Source organism: Mycobacterium sp. SMC-19 (assembly GCF_045310815.1).
In the GTDB taxonomy this organism is placed as follows: domain Bacteria; phylum Actinomycetota; class Actinomycetes; order Mycobacteriales; family Mycobacteriaceae; genus Mycobacterium.
This window is the reverse complement of sequence record NZ_JBJIAM010000016.1, coordinates 1-19,011: the sequence shown is the minus strand read 5'-3', so window position 1 is coordinate 19,011 and position 19,011 is coordinate 1. Positions and strand designations below refer to the sequence as shown.

17 protein-coding genes and 2 tRNA genes are annotated in these 19,011 nt (G+C 65.9%); 9 read left to right on the top strand and 10 right to left on the bottom strand.

The window, feature by feature from the left end:
* Positions 1-38: 38 nt before the first annotated feature.
* Positions 39-1,340 (bottom strand): MFS transporter, encoded by a 1,302-nt coding sequence (locus ACJH5R_RS22005; RefSeq protein ID WP_406782923.1) that lies wholly within the window; start codon positions 1,338-1,340, stop codon positions 39-41.
* A gap of 23 nt (positions 1,341-1,363) precedes the next feature.
* On the opposite strand from ACJH5R_RS22005, the gene cmrA reads away from it, so the two are divergent.
* Complete coding sequence (cmrA, locus tag ACJH5R_RS22000; RefSeq protein WP_406782922.1) at positions 1,364-2,170, top strand: mycolate reductase; 807 nt, start codon at positions 1,364-1,366, stop codon at positions 2,168-2,170.
* An 8-nt stretch (positions 2,171-2,178) separates the two neighbouring features.
* On the opposite strand, the gene ACJH5R_RS21995 is transcribed toward cmrA, so the two are convergent.
* Positions 2,179-3,747 (bottom strand): helicase HerA-like domain-containing protein, encoded by a 1,569-nt coding sequence (locus ACJH5R_RS21995; protein ID WP_406782921.1) that lies wholly within the window; start codon positions 3,745-3,747, stop codon positions 2,179-2,181.
* A gap of 75 nt (positions 3,748-3,822) precedes the next feature.
* Here ACJH5R_RS21995 and orn point away from each other — a divergent pair, with 75 nt between their 5' ends.
* Together orn and ACJH5R_RS21985 are read left to right on the top strand one after the other, a co-directional pair.
* The gene (gene orn, locus ACJH5R_RS21990) at positions 3,823-4,479 is read left to right on the top strand and encodes an oligoribonuclease (RefSeq protein WP_406782920.1); all 657 of its coding nucleotides are present in this window, start codon (positions 3,823-3,825) and stop codon (positions 4,477-4,479) included.
* 35 nt (positions 4,480-4,514) lie between these two features.
* Positions 4,515-4,590 (top strand) — tRNA-His (locus ACJH5R_RS21985).
* 113 nt (positions 4,591-4,703) lie between these two features.
* Here the strand turns inward: ACJH5R_RS21985 and ACJH5R_RS21980 are convergent.
* The gene (locus ACJH5R_RS21980) at positions 4,704-5,294 is read right to left on the bottom strand and encodes a class I SAM-dependent methyltransferase (RefSeq protein WP_406782941.1); all 591 of its coding nucleotides are present in this window, start codon (positions 5,292-5,294) and stop codon (positions 4,704-4,706) included.
* A gap of 108 nt (positions 5,295-5,402) precedes the next feature.
* Positions 5,403-6,842 carry an alkaline phosphatase family protein gene (locus ACJH5R_RS21975; protein ID WP_406782919.1) on the bottom strand — a complete coding sequence of 480 codons (1,440 nt, stop codon included), beginning with the start codon at positions 6,840-6,842 and terminating at the stop codon, positions 5,403-5,405.
* Positions 6,843-7,090: 248 nt separating this feature from the next.
* Here ACJH5R_RS21975 and ACJH5R_RS21970 point away from each other — a divergent pair, with 248 nt between their 5' ends.
* On the top strand, positions 7,091-7,873 hold the full coding sequence (locus ACJH5R_RS21970) for a hypothetical protein (RefSeq protein ID WP_406782918.1): 783 nt from the start codon (positions 7,091-7,093) through the stop codon (positions 7,871-7,873).
* A gap of 14 nt (positions 7,874-7,887) precedes the next feature.
* Here the strand turns inward: ACJH5R_RS21970 and ACJH5R_RS21965 are convergent, their stop codons facing one another.
* The gene (locus ACJH5R_RS21965; protein ID WP_406782940.1) at positions 7,888-9,054 is read right to left on the bottom strand and encodes an Ig-like domain-containing protein; all 1,167 of its coding nucleotides are present in this window, start codon (positions 9,052-9,054) and stop codon (positions 7,888-7,890) included.
* A gap of 217 nt (positions 9,055-9,271) precedes the next feature.
* Between ACJH5R_RS21965 and ACJH5R_RS21960 the strand changes: the two genes are divergently transcribed.
* Positions 9,272-9,344, top strand: a tRNA-Lys gene (locus ACJH5R_RS21960).
* A 432-nt stretch (positions 9,345-9,776) separates the two neighbouring features.
* The gene (locus ACJH5R_RS21955; RefSeq protein ID WP_406782917.1) at positions 9,777-10,757 is read left to right on the top strand and encodes a hypothetical protein; all 981 of its coding nucleotides are present in this window, start codon (positions 9,777-9,779) and stop codon (positions 10,755-10,757) included.
* A 74-nt stretch (positions 10,758-10,831) separates the two neighbouring features.
* Here ACJH5R_RS21955 and ACJH5R_RS21950 read toward each other — a convergent pair whose 3' ends face one another.
* Both ACJH5R_RS21950 and ACJH5R_RS21945 read right to left on the bottom strand, forming a co-directional pair.
* On the bottom strand, positions 10,832-13,168 hold the full coding sequence (locus ACJH5R_RS21950) for an amino acid permease (RefSeq protein WP_406782916.1): 2,337 nt from the start codon (positions 13,166-13,168) through the stop codon (positions 10,832-10,834).
* A gap of 65 nt (positions 13,169-13,233) precedes the next feature.
* The gene (locus ACJH5R_RS21945; RefSeq protein WP_406758440.1) at positions 13,234-13,461 is read right to left on the bottom strand and encodes a DUF3618 domain-containing protein; all 228 of its coding nucleotides are present in this window, start codon (positions 13,459-13,461) and stop codon (positions 13,234-13,236) included.
* A 92-nt stretch (positions 13,462-13,553) separates the two neighbouring features.
* On the opposite strand from ACJH5R_RS21945, the gene bcp reads away from it, so the two are divergent.
* The 3 genes from bcp (at position 13,554) to ACJH5R_RS21930 (ending at position 15,738) form a co-directional block, all read left to right on the top strand.
* Entirely contained in the window at positions 13,554-14,027 is a 474-nt protein-coding gene (gene bcp / locus ACJH5R_RS21940) for a thioredoxin-dependent thiol peroxidase (RefSeq protein WP_406782915.1), read from the top strand.
* A gap of 40 nt (positions 14,028-14,067) precedes the next feature.
* Entirely contained in the window at positions 14,068-14,541 is a 474-nt protein-coding gene (locus tag ACJH5R_RS21935; protein ID WP_406782914.1) for a VOC family protein, read from the top strand.
* Between the two features lie 159 nt (positions 14,542-14,700).
* Positions 14,701-15,738, top strand: coding sequence for an FAD/NAD(P)-binding protein (locus tag ACJH5R_RS21930; protein ID WP_406782913.1), 1,038 nt, complete (start codon positions 14,701-14,703; stop codon positions 15,736-15,738).
* A gap of 12 nt (positions 15,739-15,750) precedes the next feature.
* On the opposite strand, the gene ACJH5R_RS21925 is transcribed toward ACJH5R_RS21930, so the two are convergent.
* The 3 genes from ACJH5R_RS21925 to ACJH5R_RS21915 are packed head-to-tail and all read right to left on the bottom strand — an operon-like array spanning position 15,751 to position 18,864.
* Complete coding sequence (locus ACJH5R_RS21925; protein ID WP_406782912.1) at positions 15,751-16,695, bottom strand: LysR family transcriptional regulator; 945 nt, start codon at positions 16,693-16,695, stop codon at positions 15,751-15,753.
* 40 nt (positions 16,696-16,735) lie between these two features.
* Positions 16,736-17,527, bottom strand: a complete 792-nt coding sequence (locus tag ACJH5R_RS21920) for an aminoglycoside 3'-phosphotransferase (RefSeq protein ID WP_406782911.1) — start codon at positions 17,525-17,527, stop codon at positions 16,736-16,738.
* Complete coding sequence (locus ACJH5R_RS21915) at positions 17,527-18,864, bottom strand: dipeptidase (protein ID WP_406782910.1); 1,338 nt, start codon at positions 18,862-18,864, stop codon at positions 17,527-17,529. Before ACJH5R_RS21915 ends, ACJH5R_RS21920 begins: the two co-directional genes overlap by 1 nt.
* Positions 18,865-19,011: the final 147 nt, after the last annotated feature.

The following is a 19,011-nucleotide window of genomic DNA, read 5'->3' as shown; positions in this document are numbered from 1 at the left end:
ATCGCAAGCGCGGCGGAGCCGGGCGAAGCCGGTCGCCGTCAAACCCGGCTGACCCGCACCGGCAGAATCGCCAGCAGGCCCAGCAGCAGGACGGTGCACAGCCCGCCCATGCCCGCCCGATCGGTGCCGAACACATCGACGAAGACCGAGAACAGCCACGGCGCCAGGAACGACACCGCCCGACCGGTCATGGTGTAGAGGCCGAACGCCACCCCTTCCATTCCGTCGTCGGCCATCCGCAGCAGCAGGGTGCGCGCCGAGGATTGGGTCGGCCCGATGAACAGACACAGCACCAGCCCGCAGGCCCAGAACGCCCCCGGCCCCGACAGCGTCATCAGCGTGGTGCCGGCGGCGATCATCACGATCAGGGAGCCCACGATGACGGTCTTGGACCCGATCCGGTCGTCGAGCAGGCCGCCGGCGATGGCCCCGAGTGCGGCCACCACACTGGCGGCCACCCCGAAGATCAGCACGTCGCCGGCCGAGATGCCGTAGACGTTGACGCCGAGCACCGCGCCGAACGCGAACACCCCAGCCAGTCCATCGCGGAAGATCGCGCTGGCCACCAGATAGAAGACCAAGTTGCGGTCGCGATGCCATTCCACGGTGATGTCGCGCCACAATTGGCGGTAACCGCCGAAGAAGCCCAGCCGCGGCGCAGGCGCCTCACCCTCGCCGGCCAGACGGTGCGCGGTGAGCAGCAGCGGCAGCGCGAACACCGTCAGCCACACCGCCGCCATCAGCATCGCCACCCGAACGTTGTGGCCGCCTTCGGTGGACAAGCCGAGCAGGCCGCGGGTGGGACCGCTGCCGGCGATGCAGCCCACGTAGACCAGCAGCAGCAACACCACGCTGCCGGCATAGCCGGCCGCCCAGCCGAAGCCGGAGATCCGGCCGGAGTTCTGCGGCGTCGACAGCTGCCGCAGCATGGCGTTGTAGGGCACGCTGGCCAGGTCGCCGCACGCGGCGGTAAGCGCCAACAGCAGCAGTCCCGGAGCCAGGTAGGCGGGCTCGTCACGGATCAGGCTCATCGAGGCCGTCAACACCGCCGCGGTACCGGTCAGCACCGCCAGCGTCACGCGACGACGGTGCGGGGCGGCCACCCAGACCCCGATCACCGGCGCCACCGCGGCCACGGTCAGCCCCGAGATGGCCAGGGTGCGGCCCAGCCAGCTCGCCGGGGACACCTCTCCGGGCAGCTCACGCCCGACACTGCTGGTCAGATACACCGAGTAGACGAACGTCACCACGATGGCACTGACGCCGGCCGCACCGGTGTCCCACAGGGCCCACGCCACGATCCGGGATCGCCCCGGCTTGTCCGCCCCAGGCTCACCCATGACTGGCACTCTACGATTGCCCCATGCCGATTCCTGCTCCCAGCCCAGATGCCCGCGCCGTCGTCACCGGAGCGTCCCAGGGGATCGGTGAGGCGTTGGCCACCGAGCTGGCCGCCCGCGGCCACGCCCTGATCATCACTGCGCGCCGCGAAGACGTGCTCAACGACGTGGCGGCGCGATTGCGGGACACCTACCGGGTCGCGGTGGAGGTCCGGGCGGTCGACCTGGCCGACCCGCCGGCACGTGACGCGTTCTGCGCGGAGTTGGCCGAGCGGGACATCTCGGTGCTATGCGCCAACGCCGGAACCGCGACGTTCGGACCGATCTCCGGCCTGGACCCGGCGGCGGAGAAGGCTCAGGTGCAGCTGAACGCGGTGGCGGTGCACGACCTGGTCTTGGCGGTGCTGCCCGGCATGCTCGAGCGCCGTGCCGGTGGCATCTTGATCTCCGGTTCGGCGGCGGGAAACTCACCGATCCCCAACAACGCCACCTACGCCGCGACCAAGGCGTTTGCGAACACGTTCAGCGAATCGCTGCGCGGCGAACTGCGGGGGTCCGGGGTGCACGTGACCTTGCTGGCGCCCGGGCCGGTGCGCGCCGAGATGCCTGATGCCACCGAGGCCTCGTTGGTCGACCGGCTGATCCCCGACTTCTTGTGGATCTCAACCCAGCACACCGCGAAGCTGTCGCTGGATGCGCTGGCGCGCAACAAGATGCGCGTGGTACCCGGGATCACCTCCAAGGCCATGTCGATGGCCAGCGGCTACGCGCCGCGCGCCATCGTCACCCCGATCGTGGGGGCGGTCTACAAGAAGCTCGGCGGGGACTAACGCGCCAGTTACCGGCGACGCCGGCCGGTGCCCATCATGCCCCGGGTGATCTCGCGGCCCATCGCTGTGCCGGCCGAACGGGCGAAGCTCTTGGCCGCCGGGCTGGCGAAGATGCCCTTGATCCAGCGTCCCAGTCGGGTCCACCAGTGCAGCTTCGGCGCCGGCGGCAGCTCGTCGTATCCCTGGGCATCGGATGGCGGCGCACTGCCCTCCCCCGACGTGAGCTTGCCGGACAAGATCTCGTAGGCCGACTCGCGATCCACCGTCTCGCTGTAGACGGCGTGCAGCGGGCTCGCGGTGGCTGCGGCGGTGATCGCCGCGTCACCGACGGAGGCCATCAGCGATCGTGGTGCCCGCAGCCGTGTCCAGGCGACCGGGGTGGGGGCACCCTTCTCCGACAGGACGGTGACGATCGCCTCGCCGATCCCCAGCGACGTCAGCGCCGACTCCAGGTCATAGACCTTGGTTTTCGGGTAGGTACGCACCGTTTTGCTCAGCGCCGCCTGGTCATCGGGGGTGAACGCGCGCAGCGCATGCTGGATTCGGGCGCCCAGCTGCGACAGCACGCTGTTGGGCACATCGGTGGGCAACTGGGTGCAGAAGAACACCCCGACGCCCTTGGAGCGGATCAGCTTCACGGTCTGCTCGACCTGCTGCAGGAACGCCTTCGACGCGTCGGTGAACAGCAGGTGCGCCTCGTCGAAGAAGAACACCAGCTTGGGCTTGTCGACGTCGCCGACCTCGGGAAGCAGCGTGAACAGGTCGGCGAGCACCCACATCAAGAAGGTGGAGAACAACACCGGGCGGGCGGCTTGATCGCCCAGTTCCAGCAGCGAGATGATGCCGCGGCCCTGACTGTCGGTGCGCAGCAGGTCCTCCGGTTTGAGCTCCGGCTCACCGAAGAAGGTGTCGCCGCCTTCGGCCTCCAGGTTGACCAGGGCACGCAGGATCACCCCGGCGGTCTGCGCCGATACCCCGCCCAGGTTCTTCAGTTGAGGTTTGCCGGCGTCGCTGGTCAAAAATGTGATGACCGAACGCAAATCCTTCAGGTCCAGTAGCAGGTAGCCGTTCTGGTCCGCCCAGTGAAAGATCAGCCCGAGGGTCGATTCCTGGGTGGCATTGAGCCCCAACACCTTTGACAACAGGATAGGCCCGAAGCTGGAAATGGTGGCGCGCACTGGGATTCCCAGACCGCCGGTGCCCAGCGACAGGAACTCCACCGGGAACGCTGTCGGCGTCCAGTCGTCGCCGGTCTCGGTGGCGCGCTGGGTGATCTTGTCGCCGGCCTCCCCCGCCCGCGAGAGCCCGGACAGGTCACCTTTGACGTCGGCCATCAGCACTGGGACGCCGGCGGCGGACAGCTGCTCGGCGATCACCTGCAATGTCTTGGTCTTGCCGGTACCGGTGGCGCCGGCCACCAACCCGTGACGGTTGATGGTGGCCAGCGGAATGCGGACCTGCGCGGAGGCGTCTGCGGTGTCGTCGATGACCACCGTGCCCAGTTCGAGGGCCTGGCCGTCGGCGACGTAGCCCGCCGCGATCTGCTGCGCGGCGTTCGCCGCCGACTCGGGACTCACAGGTCACGACATTACTTGGCCGGTCTGTACCGCTGTGCGGCTATGGCGGTGGGGAACGGCTAACGTTGGCTCACTGTGAGTGCTGCACGAGACGAACTCGTCTGGATCGACTGTGAGATGACCGGCCTGGATCTGGGCACGGACAAGCTCATCGAGATCGCCGCCCTGGTCACCGACGGCGAGCTGAACATCCTGGGCGACGGTATTGACGTGGTGATCCACGCCGACGACGCGGACCTGGACGCGATGAGCCCTGTGGTGACCGCGATGCACACCCGATCGGGCCTGATCGACGAGGTCAGGGCGTCGACGGTCGATCTGGCCACGGCCGAGGCGATGGTGCTCGACTACATCCGCACCCACGTCAAGCAGGCCAAGACGGCACCGCTGGCAGGCAACTCGATCGGCACCGACCGCGGTTTCCTGGCCCGCGACATGACCGCCCTCAACGACTACCTGCACTACCGGATGATCGACGTCAGCTCGATCAAGGAGTTGTGCCGTCGGTGGTATCCGCGGATCTACTTCGGCCAGCCCGAGAAGGGCCTGGCGCACCGCGCACTGGCCGACATCCACGAGTCCATCCGGGAATTGAAGTACTACCGTCGGACCGCGTTCGTCGCCCCGCCCGGGCCGTCTACCAGCGATATTGCCGCGATCGCCGGGGAACTGGGGCCGCCGGTGGACGCGCCCGACGATATCGATTCGGTCGCTGAGCGCCCAAGCGGTTAGTATCGACGACGCTGCTTGCTAGTCGGGCAGCAATGGTGGCTGTAGTTCAGTTGGTAGAGCACCAGGTTGTGATCCTGGGTGTCGCGGGTTCGAGTCCCGTCAGCCACCCCAGCAGGTCAGGCCCCCTTTCGAGGGGGCCTGACTCGTTTCTGGGGGTTCTAGCGCGATCTTGTGGCACCCGTGTAGTGGGGCGCAACAGCCCCAGTCTGGCGTCACCGCGCGGCCTATGCGCCCTCACCCCGGGAAAACTCAACGATGTCACGCCACCGGCTTCCCGTCACGGACTTGAGCACGAAGCCCCTGGGTTCGAAAAGAGCGCGTAGTTCTGCGACGCCCAGTCGATCGGGGTCAAGGAATATCTCCTGGAAGAGCAGCCGCCCACCCGGCTTGATCACATTCTGCAAGGACACCGCACATGCGGCTTTGTCCGGAACCTCGCCGAGCACGCTGGCCAGAAATGCAAGATCAAAAGTGTTGTCGGGGAAAGGAAGCCCGTCACTGGCGTCGCCCGAGTGAAACTGCACGTCCCGGTAGCCGGCAGCTTCGATTTTTTGCTTCACCTTGTCCAGCATCTGCGGTTGGACATCGAAAAGATCGAGGCGGCCGGTCGTCAGCCGGCGGGCGATCTCGATACTGAAGATCCCCGGACCAGGTCCGATCTCCAGCACTCGTTCACCTCCGCGAAGCGCTAGCTGCCCGACTACGCCACCAGGATTGACAAGGCGTCGGTGAATCGGATTGTCCAGCAGGAAGGCGGCCTGGTGCGGAAAGGGGAAGTCACCGACCCGCCGCACCTGGCGTATCACTGTGTCCATCCACGTTATAGGCATGAAGTTAGGCTACCCTAACTTGATGTTCTACGCTCGCCGTTCCGTTGGGGACACCCGTGGCCAGGGATCAAGCCGTGACCCCGCCCGGGCCTGTCAGGCGTCCAGCAGCCAGGGCAGTTCGAATCCCCCTACCGAATGCTCAGGCGCGAACAGGTTGTCGCCCCCGGAAAGCAGCCCCCACGGGTCGGAGAACTCCGAGGCACCAGGCAGCGGCAGCGGCGGGTCGGTCGGAGCGATGTACCCCGATCCGGTCAGGAACGCAACGCCTCGAGCCAGCACCACGCTCGTGTCGACCACCAGACCGCCCACGAAATCGTTGATCTGCTGGGCGAATTGGGCCAGTCCACTGATCAGGAAGATGTCCTGATCGACGATCGACTGCAGAAGCTTGTCGATCTCGGTGACGACGAGATTGAGCCCGTAGGGGATTGAGGTGACGACCGTGCGGATGGCCAGTTCGATGTCGTTACCAATATTGGGGTAGCCGTAATTCGCGAGCGCGGCGAGCAGCGCCTGCTTGAGGTCCGCGGGCGTGACGATGCTGTTCAGGATGGAGGGGTCGTTGGCCATCGAGACGCCGTCGAAGTCCGACCGCATCGGGACCCCGAAGAGCGACAAGATGGTGGGCGTGATGTCCACCGTGGAGTAGTTCAGGTTCTGGCTGCCGTCGGTCGCGTGGTCGCCGGCTTGATCGAAGATGACGAACGACGATGTCTCGTTGGGCGACTGGAAGCCGTGCCCCAAGATGTCGTGCGACTGCTGATGGCCGTGGTCGGTGGTGATGATGATCGACCAGTCGTCTCCGGTGAGCGCCTTGACCTGCGCTACCGCAGCCAGGATCTGCTGGATGTTGGCGCCGACATTCACGACAGCTTGGGCGTACTCGGCCGACCCGCCACCGAACGCATGCCCGGCCTCGTCCACCTGCACTTGGTAGGAGAACAGGAAATTGGAGACGTCGTCGGGGTTGTCCGCGGTGGCCAGGATCTGGGCGATGGTCTGCGCGGTGACCAGCGCGTCGGCGTCGGCCCAGTTGGTCTCGAAGGGCACGAAGATGTTGCTGTCGACCGGATAGCCGCCCGCGGCCGCGATGTCGTTGATGTAGTCCCAGTCGGCGATCACCGAGGTGTTGATCTCGGGCTTGTAGTACTCGAGAAGGTTGAACACCGTCGGCCACTGGTTGTACGGGTCGGGGCTGAACAGGTTGTTGGTCACCCCGTGCTTGTCGTCCCACACGCCGGTGAGGATCGTCGACCATGACGGGCCAGAGAAGGTGGTGTGGTTGACCAGGCTCGCGGTTCCGGTGATGCCTTGATCCATCGCGGTTTTGAAGCCGCTGCCGTCGTTGTAGGCGTACTCCAGGATCTTGTCCAAGTTGGTGCCGTCGGTACCGATCAGCAGCACGTGCTCGGCGGCAAGCACCCAGTCGGCGGTCAGGGCGGACAGCCCCGTCTGCGTCCCTACCACCGCTCCCGTTCCGGCCAGCAGGCCGGCGACGGTCGCACCACACAGAAACCGCTTGACCTTTGTCACTATTGGATTCCCTCGTAGAAGTTGACCGCCGGCGAAGACTAGCAATTACACAGGAATCGCTCAGGGGTTTCGATGAATTCACTCCCGTGACCTGCATCGTTACCGGAAGCAGCGCTATCGTCGGCCTCGTTCCCTACTGACACACAGGCACTCGCCACAGACCGGCGTCCTGCGTGCCGGGTTGATGTCGAGGTAACGTTTTGGTTACGGTTCCCTGCGTGCTCACGCAAGGACTAGTAGATCTGCGCATGAAATCCTCGGTTCTGGCCGCGACGACTCTGTTGCCGGCCGCCGTGTTCTTGGCTGGCGGCGTCGGTGCCGAGCCGGGGAACAACGACGAACCGCCACCTCCGGCCGCCGCTGATGCGCCGCCTCCTCCCGAGGATGCGCCCCCGCCGCCACCGGAGGACGCACCTCCTCCACCGCCCGAAGACGGACCACCCCCGCCTCCGGAGGACGCTCCTCCGCCGCCCGAAGACCTGCCGCCTCCGCCTCCGGAGGACGCGCCTCCCCCACCGCCCGAAGATGGACCGCCTCCGCCGCCGGAGGACATTCCGCCGCCTCCGCAGGACTGGGGACCGCCCGTACCCGATCTGGTGACCAACTGGTCCATGCCGGCACCACACGCGCTGCCGCCGGGGATCGTCAACGAGCACGGAATGCAGGTCAAGACGATTCTTGTTGCGCGCAGCATCAGCGAAGCGTTTCCGCAGATTCACAACATGATCGGGGTACGGCCCGACGGCCAGCGCTGGCATCCCTCCGGCCTAGCCATCGACGTGATGATCCCCAACCCCGGCAGTCCGGAGGGCATCGCGTTGGGCGATCAGATCGTCGCGTACGTCCGGCAGAACGCCGGCCGGTTCGCCATGCAAGACGCGATCTGGCGCGGCACCTACTACACGCCGGGCGGGCCCAGCGGTGGCGGCAACGGCCACTACGACCACGTGCACATCACCACGTTCGGCGGGGGCTACCCCAACGGCAACGAGGAATACCTGCGCGAGGAAGGCGAACCGCCCCCCGCCTGACGACGCCTAGCGCGTCAGCGCACCGAGTCGTTGGCGTTGCCGGCCTGCCACTGGGACCACGGCACATTCCAGTCCCCGAGACCCTCGTTGCCGGGCAGCAGCGAGCCGATGGTGTTGTTGATCTGCACCACGTCGCCGCGCTTGACGTGGTCGTAGAACCACAGCGCGTTGCTGGGGCTGACGTTGATGCAGCCATGGCTGGTGTTGGCGTAGCCCTGGGCCCCGACCGACCACGGTGCCGAGTGCACGAAGATGCCGCTGTAGGAGATCTGGGTGGCCCAGTCCACGTCGGTGCGATAGCCGTTGGGCGAGTTGACCGGCACGCCGTAGGTCGAGGAATCCATGACGATGTGCGCGAAACGCTCACCGACGATGTAGGTGCCGTTATTGGTCGGAGTGCTTTCCTTGCCCATCGACACCGGCATGGTCTTGGCCACTTCGCCGTTGATGCGCACCACCATCGACTTGGTGTCGTCGTCGACGGTGGCGATCACCTCGTCGCCGATGACGAAGTGACTGGCCGCATTGTCCTGCCCGTAGACCCCGTTGCCCAGGTCCACCCCGTAGGTGTTGACCTGAACGTCCACGTTGGTTCCCGACTTCCAGAAGGCCTGCGGCCGCCAGCGCACCTCGCGGTTGTTCAGCCAGTAGAAGGCGCCCGCCACCGGAGGCTCGGTGGTGATGGTGATCGCCTTCTCGGCCGCCTCACGGTCGACGATGTTCTCGTCGAACCGAATCGCCACCGGCTGGCCGACTCCGACCACCTCGCCGTCGCGCGGCATCACGTAAGGCATGGTCAGGTTCTGCGGCGAGTGCGTCTGAAAAGTCATCTGCCGGCTGGTCACGCCACCGAGACCCAGCGCCTTCGCGTTGACCGTGTAGCGCTTGTTGTAGCCGAGCTGCTCAGATGTGGCCCACGTCAGCCCGTCGGCACTGAGCTTGCCGTCAACGACCGCGCCGTACTCGTTGACCATGGTGACCGAATCGAGCACACCGTCCTCGGCGCTCACCGTCACCGGGGCGTCCACCGCCACACCGACAGCCTTATCGGTGACCGACGCGCTGACCTTGGGAACGAGCAGATCGGCGAAGGGGGTCCCCTTGTCGGTGATGATCTTGGCCGCTTCGGCGTCGGCGTTGCTGCCGCAGGCACTCAAGCTCGCCGCCGTGGCCGCAGCCATCAGCAATGCCGCTGCCCGGGACCCGAACCCCCGACAGCGTTGCGCCAAACCAACCTGCCTCATGCTTTTCCCACCTGACCGTGCTGATGCTGCTCGCAGGCAGTCTAGTGGGTAATCGACACTGCCGCTGTGCCGTCCGAAAGAGCGCTCTGACATCGCGATTTCGTCTCCCGGCTCGGCGCCTGTTATTGTCTCTTTCGCGGTTCTTGACCGCACGGCGCCGTTAGCTCAGTTGGTAGAGCAGCTGACTCTTAATCAGCGGGTCCGGGGTTCGAAACCCTGACGGCGCACTTAGTTCAGAGGATATTTCGACATTCCACTGCACCCTCGGGTGCATGCGATCGGTGCGAATCCCATTTCCCACCCGCAGACCGAATTCAGGTCTGTTGTACCCGCATCGCCGGCCCATGATGGCCACAACCCGGCTCCGCCAAGCGATGCCCTACGCCGCTGCGACGGCCGGTGAATCGCACCCACGTCCATCGGCCGATGCGCTCGACGCAGTACCCACCACGGTGCTCCTCGCGGGCGGCGCTTGCCCCTTGGGCCCGGGTCCGGAATGGTAGCTCCGTACCGCGGCAAGTCCGCCAACGTCACCGATTGTTCACCAAACCTTCGCCTAGTTAGGTTAGGGTTTCCTATGATAATCCTTATCATTGAACTCGCAGGATTCTGCCCCCTAACCCTAGGGAATCACACAGAAATAGTTAAAGGAGTTACCTGTGGAGTTCGCCCTACATCCCGAAACGACCAGATTCAGGGCCGGTCGTTCGACCCGGCTGGCGGCAGCCGGAGTCGCATTGGCGGGCGCCGGCCTGGTGGCCGTTCACCCGGTTGCACCGAACCTGCAAGAAGCGCAACACCAGGCTGTGCATTTGACGGGCTGGGAATCGCTGTTCGAGCGGACCAGTGACAACCTGGCCGCGCTGATGGAGAACTCGAACGTCAACACTCTGCTGGGCCAGTACAGCAGCAACTGGAGCGACTACGCCCAGCTGATCATCGGCATGGAAGACGTCCCGCTGGACGCGCGGGAGGGCATGTCACCTCGCTTCATCACCTCGGGCTTCGCCGGCATCAACGAGGCGCTCGACAAGATGATCGACGGCGACGAGTCCAACCCCGTCCGGTACCCGGGGCTCGAGGTGCTGATGGAACGGATCTCCGACTACATGTCGCAGGGGGACCCCTTCAACGCATTCAACGAGTTCAACATCTGGTACCTATACGGCATCGAGGAGATGGGCAAGTCCCTGGGCCCGGTGCTGTCCATTCCCGCCCGCGAGATGATGAACCAGTCGAGCCTGCTGAACGAATTCATCGGTCCCCTCGATGGTTGGGCCTTCATCAAGCAGGTCAGCGACGCAATGATGTCGCCGATGATCGGTGCCGTCTACCAACTGACCCAGAACATCACCGCGGCAGCCGGCGGCGATCTAGGGGCGCTGTTCAACCTGCCCGCCGACCTGCTGAACACCGTGCTCAACGGGTACATCGTGCCCGAGACCGAGGACGTCTTCACGGGCATACTCACCGAAGATGGCATCTTCGACCTGCTGCTGAACCAGTGGCCGGCCCGCGCAGCCGAGGCCTTGACGGTGGGCACCGCGGACCTGCCGGTCAACGCCGTGGAGGTGCCGGACCTCGGTGCGGCCGGAGCTGACCTGTTGGACGGCGGTTTGTGGGACGCCTTGGGCTTCTAGACCCATCGATTCCTGAACATGTAGAACGCAACGGCGGCCGGGAGGGACCCTGAGTCCCTCCCGGCCGTTTCGTCTTATTGCGACGGCGTCGACTCCTCGGTCTCTTTGACGATCCGGTAGCTGGGGTCGGACATGTACACCGGCCCGGTGCCGTTCCGTCGCGCCTTGCCGGTGAGGGCAACCACGTCGCCGGGGCTGATGCCGGTGCCCCGTCCCGCATGAAAAGTCGCGCGCAGCTCGCCGGTGCCGTCGCCGACCACCGCGACGCGGACCGGCTTGCCGCGACTGATGCTGTCGTCGACCTCGTTGACCCGGCCCTCGACGGTGGACAGGTGACCGACGATGAGGGCGTCCACCGCGATGGCATCCGGCGGCGGCGCCGGATGCTCGTAGCGGTCCACGTCCTGCTGGTCGTGGCGCGCCACCCACTGCTGCACCTTCCCCACCTCGCGCACGAGGCGCTGTTCGAACAGATCCGGAAATGCCTGCCGCACACGCGATTGCACGTCGTAGGGCACGATCGTCGCCGCCGCGTCGGGGACCAGGCTCACGGCCTTGGCGATCTTGTCGGCGGTGCGATCGTGCAGCAGCCGCCCCAGCAGCGGCGCGTAGGTGCGTCGGGGCAACAACACGGTCACATGGCAGTCCGGATATTGGGCCCGCGCAGTGTCGACCAGTTGCTGGGCGGTGCGCGTCAGGCGGCGGTCCGGGCAGTCGACCACCCGCAGCGGCGTATCGAGTCCGTAGTACTCCCAGCGCTGCTGCAGCAGCGCAGCGTGGGCGGCGTCGACCACCAAGTGCACCGCGACCAGATCGTCGGCGTAGAGCCCTTTGCCGTAGCGCAGGGCTTCGAGCACCGCCAAGTCCAGCGAATGCACGAACACCATCACCCGGTGACGGGCGTATTTGACGACGTCGGGCCGGTCGGTGCGGAATCGCTCCAGGATCGCGGCCTCGGCCCGGTATTCCCGGTTGAGCCGGATCAGCACCACCACCAGCAGCGGGAACACGACCACCACCAGCCAGGCTCCCTCGGTGAACTTCGCCACCGCGAAGATCCCCACCACCACGGTGGACAGCAACCCTGCCGAGAAGTTGATGGCGAGCTTGTACCGCCAACCCGATTCCCGATGCGTCACATGATGTTTGGCCATGCCGTAGCCGGCCATCGCGAATCCGGTGAACACCCCGATCGCGTAGAACGGCACCAGCGCGTTGACCGACCCGCCGGTGACCACCAGCAGTGTCACCGCCAAGACAGTGAGCACGATGATCCCGTTGGAAAAGACCAGCCGATGCCCGCGCTTGGTCAGCTGGCGGGGCAGGAATCGGTCTTCGGCGACAAAGCTGGCCAGCATCGGAAACCCGTTGAAGCTGGTGTTCGCTCCAGTGAACAGGATCAATGCCGTCGCCGTCTGCACCAGCACGTAAAAAACCTGGCCCACCCAGCCGCCGCCGAACACCGCCCGGGCTACCTCGGACAGCACCGAGGGGTATCCGACCGCGTACGGCGGGGTGAGGGTGCGGTAGGCCAGGTAGGTGACCCCGGCTAGCAGGAAACCCAGAATGCACGCCATCGTGGTGAGCACCCGTCGGGCGTTCACACCCTGCGGTTTTTGAAAGACGCTGACGGTGTTGGAGATCGCTTCCACACCCGTCAGCGACGACCCGCCGTTGGCGAAGGCGCGCAGCACCACCAGGATGGTCGCCCCCATGATCAGCCCATTGCCCTGGTGCACCGACACCGCTCCGGGAAGGTGCTCTGCGTCGTAAACCGGCAAGCCCCAAAAGATCTCGCGCAACACACCCGTAACGATCATCAACCCGAGCATGCCTACGAAGAAGTAGGTCGGTATCGCGAACGTGCGGCCGGCTTCTCGAACACCGCGCAGGTTCGCGTAACACATCACGATCACCACTGCGACGGTGATCTCCAGGCTGTAGGGCCCCAGTGGGCGGATCGCCGAGACGACGGCCACGGTGCCGGCCGCGGATTGCACGGCGACGGTCACCACATAGTCGATCAGCAGCGCCGCGGCGGCGACCTGCGCCACCCGGGGCCCGAAGTTCTCCCGCGAGACGATGTAGGAACCGCCGGCCCGGGTGTAGGTCATCACCACCTGGCGATACGACGCGGTGACCAACACCAGGATCAGCAGCACCACGCCGGTGATGGGCAGCAGCAGCGCGAATGCGGCCAGACCCGCGAACGGCAGCAACTCGATCAGGATCTCCTCGACGCCATAAGCGTTCGAGGAGATCGCGTCGGGTGAAAGTACTCCTAGTGCAACCGGATTCGACAACCGCTCGGAACGCAGCGCACCGGTGACCAGCGGCCGTCCCAGTACCAGCCGCTTGAGCGTGTAGCCGATCGGGTCAGGCCGCGGCGCCGGGGGCTGTTGGGCGCGCACCGCAATATCTTCGTCCCGGCAGCCTCACGCCACCAGACCCAATTTTCGCGTCGGCGCGCGGGGACCTAGCGGTTGCGGATTCGGCGAATCGTCAGGATCAGAATCAGTCCGCCGACACCGGCCAGCGACGCTATTACCGCAGGTTGGCTGACGATCTCGACCGCCCGGGCCTTGGCGCGGTCGGCCAGCCGACGGGGGTTGGCCCGGTCCGCGAGAATATCGACCGTCGACGCCAGCTGCTCGCGGGCCTGATCGATGTCCTTCTTGATCGTGTCGGGATCGCGTTCCGCCACTGTCGTCCTCCCTGTCCGATGCTGCCCCTGTCGAACTACCCTAGAGCAGCCGGGGTTCGTCTCATGCCCCGGCGAGCAGAAAGGGGCAGTTGTTGACCGACACCGCACGCCTGGCGCCCGGCGATGAAGCGCCCGCGTTCAGTCTTCCCGACGCCGACGGCAACACCGTGTCACTGGCCGACTACCGGGGACGACGGGTCGTCGTCTACTTCTACCCGGCCGCCTCGACACCGGGCTGCACCAAGCAAGCCTGCGACTTCCGGGACAACCTGCGAGACTTCAACGACGCCGGCCTCGACGTCGTCGGCATCTCCCCCGACAAGCCCGCCAAGCTGGCCAAATTCCGCGACACCGAGGAATTGACCTTCCCGCTGCTGTCCGACCCGGACCGGTCGGTGTTGGCGGCGTGGGGCGCCTACGGCGAGAAGAAGATGTACGGCAAGACAGTGCAGGGCGTCATTCGCTCGACGTTCGTCGTCGACGAGCAGGGCAAGATCGCCGAGGCCCAGTACAACGTGCGGGCCACCGGGCACGTCGCGAAACTGCGGCGCGATCTGTCGGTCTGACCGCCGAGGTCGCTAGCCGCCGACCGAGAAGGAGCAGCTCATGCCTGTCATCCGGACGAGTCTGTGGTTCGACACCCAGGCGCTGGAAGCCGCCGAGTATTACGTCTCGATCTTTCCCAATTCGAAGGTCACCGAGACCTCCTACTGGGGCGCGGAGAACCCCGAGCGCGACGGCAGCCCGCTGGAGGTGTTGTTCGAGCTCGACGGGCGGCAGTTCTCCGCGATCAACGGCGGACCGAACTTCACGTTGGACGAGGCCGCCTCGATCCAGGTCTACTGCACCGACCAAGCCGAGGTCGACCGCTACTGGGACGCGTTGAGCGCCGGCGGCAAACAGGTCCAGTGCGGCTGGCTCACTGACCGCTACGGCTTGTCCTGGCAGATCATCCCGCAACGGTTGTCGGAGTTGATGACCGATCCAGATCCCGAACGCGTGCTGCGGGCGAAGCAGGCCATGTACACGATGGTCAAGCTCGATATCGCCGCGTTGGAGGCCGCGGCTGGCGGGTGTTGACCACGACTCACAATCAGACCTTGTGACCTGACAAGAACAACCCCACTAGCCACGGACCGCCGGCGAGCGGAGCATTGTGCCAACGGTCGGGATTGGGTGGCGCCTCCGATCGAGCGACCAAGACGGCGCGCTACTCCTACTCCGTTGGAAGGCAGGAAGATGACCGGGCATAGCTGGGCAGTGATCGGAGCAGGTCCCGCAGGCATAGCCGCGGTGGGCCGCCTACTCGACCATGGCATCCCCGGGAACGAGATCGTGTGGATCGATCCCGACTTTGCCGCCGGTGATGTCGGCACCAAATGGCGCGCCGTCCCGGGCAACACCCACGTGTCCCTGTTCCTCGAATACCTGAACAGCTCACCGTCGTTCCGCTTCGCCGAAGCGCCTCACTTTGAGCTGACCGACATCGATCCCGGTCACACCTGCCCACTCGGCCTCATCGCCGATCCGTTGGTATGGATCTCCCAACACCTGACAGAGCGAGTCACGTCCATTCGCGCGGTGGCAACGGAGCTCACCCTGCGTAATCGCCGGTGGTTGGTGAGCACCCAGGACGCCGAGATCGAAGCGAAGAACGTGATTCTGGCCGTCGGTTCAGTTCCCAAGACACTTCATCATCCTCACCTGCAGGAAATTCCGATCGAGGTGGCGCTCAACCCCGACAAGCTCGGACAGCTGGCCTTGGACGACGCCACGGTGGCGGTCTTCGGCTCGTCACACTCGTCCATGGTGGCACTGCCCAACCTGTTGAACACACGCGCCCGCAAAGTCGTCAACTTCTATCGGAGCCCAACCAAATACGCTGTCTACCTGGGTGATCAGATTCTGTTCGACGACACTGGCCTGAAGGGCAATGCCGCAACGTGGGCCCGCGAGAACATCGACGGAACCTATCCGGAGCGCCTGGAACGGTATCGGGTAGACGACAAGGAGTTCTCCGAGCAGCTCCAAGCCTGTAGCCACGCTGTCTACACCGTCGGGTTCACCCGTCGGCAACTCCCCGCGACCCCGCAGTGGGGGGATCTGGAATACGACCCGGTGAACGGGATCCTGGCTCCGGGGCTGTTCGGGGTCGGGATTGCGTTCCCCGAGTACGGAATCGACTCATTCGGATCTGGGCAGTATCGGATCGGACTCATCAAGTTCATGCAGCGGCTCAATAGTGCCCTGCCGCTGTGGTTGCAGTACGGCACCTAGCTTCGGCGTACGTCAGCGTGGCGGGTTGGCGCCGCCGATGTGGCTCAACAGGTCCCGGACCACTCCGGCTGGCGGCGTCCGCCCGCCCGTCCAGATCGCCCTGAGATCACGATGCAGGTCCAGTTCCGGTACCGCGACGCAGCGAAGCCGGCCGACCGCAAGGTCATCGGCGACCGCCAGCCTGCTCATCACCGCCGGCCCGGCCCCCGCCAGCACGGCACCACGCACAGCGACCGAAGAAGACAACTCCAACGCCGGACGCACCTGTTCCACCTCGTGGCCCAAGACGGTGCGCAATGCCGACGTCAGTGAGTCACGGGTGCCCGACCCCTGTTCGCGCACGACCAGCGGGGTCTGGCTGAGTTCGGCGGCGGTAACGCCCTTGGAGCGACGCACCCACTTGTGGTCGGGCGGCACGATCACCACGAGGTCGTCGTGCGCGACAACACGGCTTCGAATACCGGTCAGTGCCCCCGGACTCTCGATGAAGCCCAGGTCCGCCGAGCCGCCTCGGACGCTCGAAATAGCCTGCTCGCTATTGGTGGCGGTCAGGATGACCTCCGGTGCCTCACGGCCGGTTCGAGTGGCGGCGGTCTGCAGTGACACGATCCAGCGGGGCATCAGCTGTTCGGCGATCGTCAAACTCGCAACCACCTTCATCTTCTTGCGGCTCGCAGCCCGCAACGAAGCCAGTCCGGCATCGACGTGACCGGCGACATCCAGTAGCTGATCGGCCCACTCCGCCACGACCGCACCGGCCGAAGTCAACTGCGAACCACGCGCACTGCGGGCCACGAGGCGCACACCGGTCTGAGCCTCCATCGCCGACAGGCGTGCCGAAACCGCCTGCTGCGTCAGCTCCAATTCCCGCCCCGCGGCACCGAGGCTGCCGGTTCTGGCGATAGCCACCAACATCTCGAACGCCGGCAGATCGGGCATCCGGGGGCTCAGCGCCATCACTCCATGCAATCACAAGTCGCCCTTGTGGGCCCGCCAATCAAGGATCGAGGGTCCACAGCAGCCGGTAGTAGTCGATGCGCTCCTGGTCTCGTCGGATTCCGTACGCATCGAGCAGCACATCAGTCCAGTCGGCACCGTAGTTCCACTCGGTACTCCAGGTCGCCACCGCCAGATCGGCCCACCGATCGGCAATCCCCAGTTCGCCGAGGTCGACGTGGCCCGTGGGGTGTCCGTCGTCGTTCAGCAACGTGTTCGGCGCGCAGGCGTCGCCGTGGCATACTACCAGCCGATCAACCGGGGGCGGATCGGCTACTCGCTGCAATGCCTGCGCGACGGTGAGACCGGCGAACTCCGCAGGCCACTCCGCCGGATTCAGTTGCCCGGACCGACGATTGGCGTCCGCTACTCGCCTCTCGGCGCTCCAGTCGAACGGGCATGCCGCCACCGGCAGGACATCGTGCAGCGCTCGCAGGCCCCGCCCGATTCCCGTCACTGCCGGGAGCGGGTCGGTGATCCACCGCGCTGCGACCGCATTGGTGCCAGGCAGTGCCGCGGTGACCAGCCACTGCCCCTCGTCGTTATGACCGTGATCGAGCACTTCCGGCACCGGCGTGTAGCCGAGCGCCCACTGCAGTCGCGCCACCTCGGCGGACAGGTCGATACCGCTGTGCGGTGACCACTTGATGAAGCGGCGCCCTGCGGCGCTGGCGACTTCGAAAGTGGTGCCGCCTACCTCGTTGAGCCACACCGGGTGTGGAATGTCGGCTCCGGCCAACTGCCGTACGGCGTCGGGCACGGTCTGCGGCAACTGCGGCGGGCCAGCGATCATCAGGCGGACTGATCGCCCAGCTTCGCCAGCAGCAGCGCCTCGGCGGTAGCAGCGCGTTCGAGTACCCCCAGATGCAGGCTCTCGTTGATGCTGTGTGCCTGGGTGCCCGGATCCTCCACCCCGGTGACCAGGATGGTCGCCTGCGGGTAGGCGGCGGCGAACGCCGCGATAAACGGGATCGAACCGCCCATCCCCATGTCGATGGGCTCGACGCCCCACGCCTGGGCGAACGCGGCCCGCGCTTTGTCATACACCGGACCGCTGGCGTCGATGGCATAGGGCTGGCCGATGTCGCCCGGGGTGACGGTCACGTGCGCTCCCCACGGGGCATGGTGCTGCAGGTGTGCGGTGAGCGCCTCCATGTGTGCGGCGGCCTCGCCGCCGGGGGCCACTCGCATACTAACCTTGGCGCGGGCCCGCGGGATCAGCGTGTTCGACGAGGCCGCGATGCTCGTGGTGTCGATCCCGATGACGGTGATCGCCGGTTTGGCCCACATCCGCTGCGGCACCGAACCGGAGCCGATCTCGGCCACCCCGTCCAGCAGCCCGGTGTCGGCACGTACCCGCTCAGGCGGGTAATCGACTGGGGCCGCCGTGCTTTCGTAGAGTCCGGCGACTGCCACGTTGCCGTCGTCGTCGTGCAGGCTCGCCAGCAGCCGCACCAGGACGGTCAGCGCGTCAGGCACCACCCCACCCCACAGTCCCGAGTGCAGACCGTGGTCCAGCGTCGCGACTTCCACCACGCAGTCGACCAGGCCCCGCAGCGACACCGTCAGTGAGGGAATCTCGGTGCTCCAGTTGTCGGAGTCGGCGATCACGATCACGTCGGCGCTCAGCGCCTCCCGGTGCGCGGCGAGCAGTGCGCCCAGCGACGGTGAACCGGATTCCTCCTCGCCTTCGACGAAGACCGTCACACCAACCGGCGGCCGGCCACCGTGCGCCCGGAACGCCGCCAGATGTGTTGCGATACCGGCCTTATCGTCGGCGGTACCGCGACCGTAGAGGCGCCCGTCGCGTTCGGTGGGCACGAAAGGCGGTGAATCCCACTGCCCCGCCTCACCCTCGGGCTGCACATCGTGGTGGGCATACAGCAGCACGGTCGGCGCACCAGGCGGTGGCGGATAGTGCGCGATCACCGCCGGCGCACCGCCTTCGGCGACGATCTGCACCTGCGGAAAACCGGCCTGGCTCAGCAGATCTGCGACGCGCTGTGCGCTGCGGTGCACCTCGGAACGTCGCGCCGGGTCGGCCCAGACCGACTCGATGCGCACCAGGTCCTCCAGGTCAGCCCGCACCGACGGCAGGATGTCGCGGACTCGCTGCACCAGATCGCTCATGACGTCGAGGTTAGCCGGTGCCGCGACTACCGCGAGCGTGCGCAGAATGCCACCTTCTTGCGGCGTGTCGTGTGCAAACACTCAGTGTCAGTCTCGACGGTGCCGCGTTGCGGTGGTTGGGTTCTTCTCACCTGGTGCCTGGCTCTT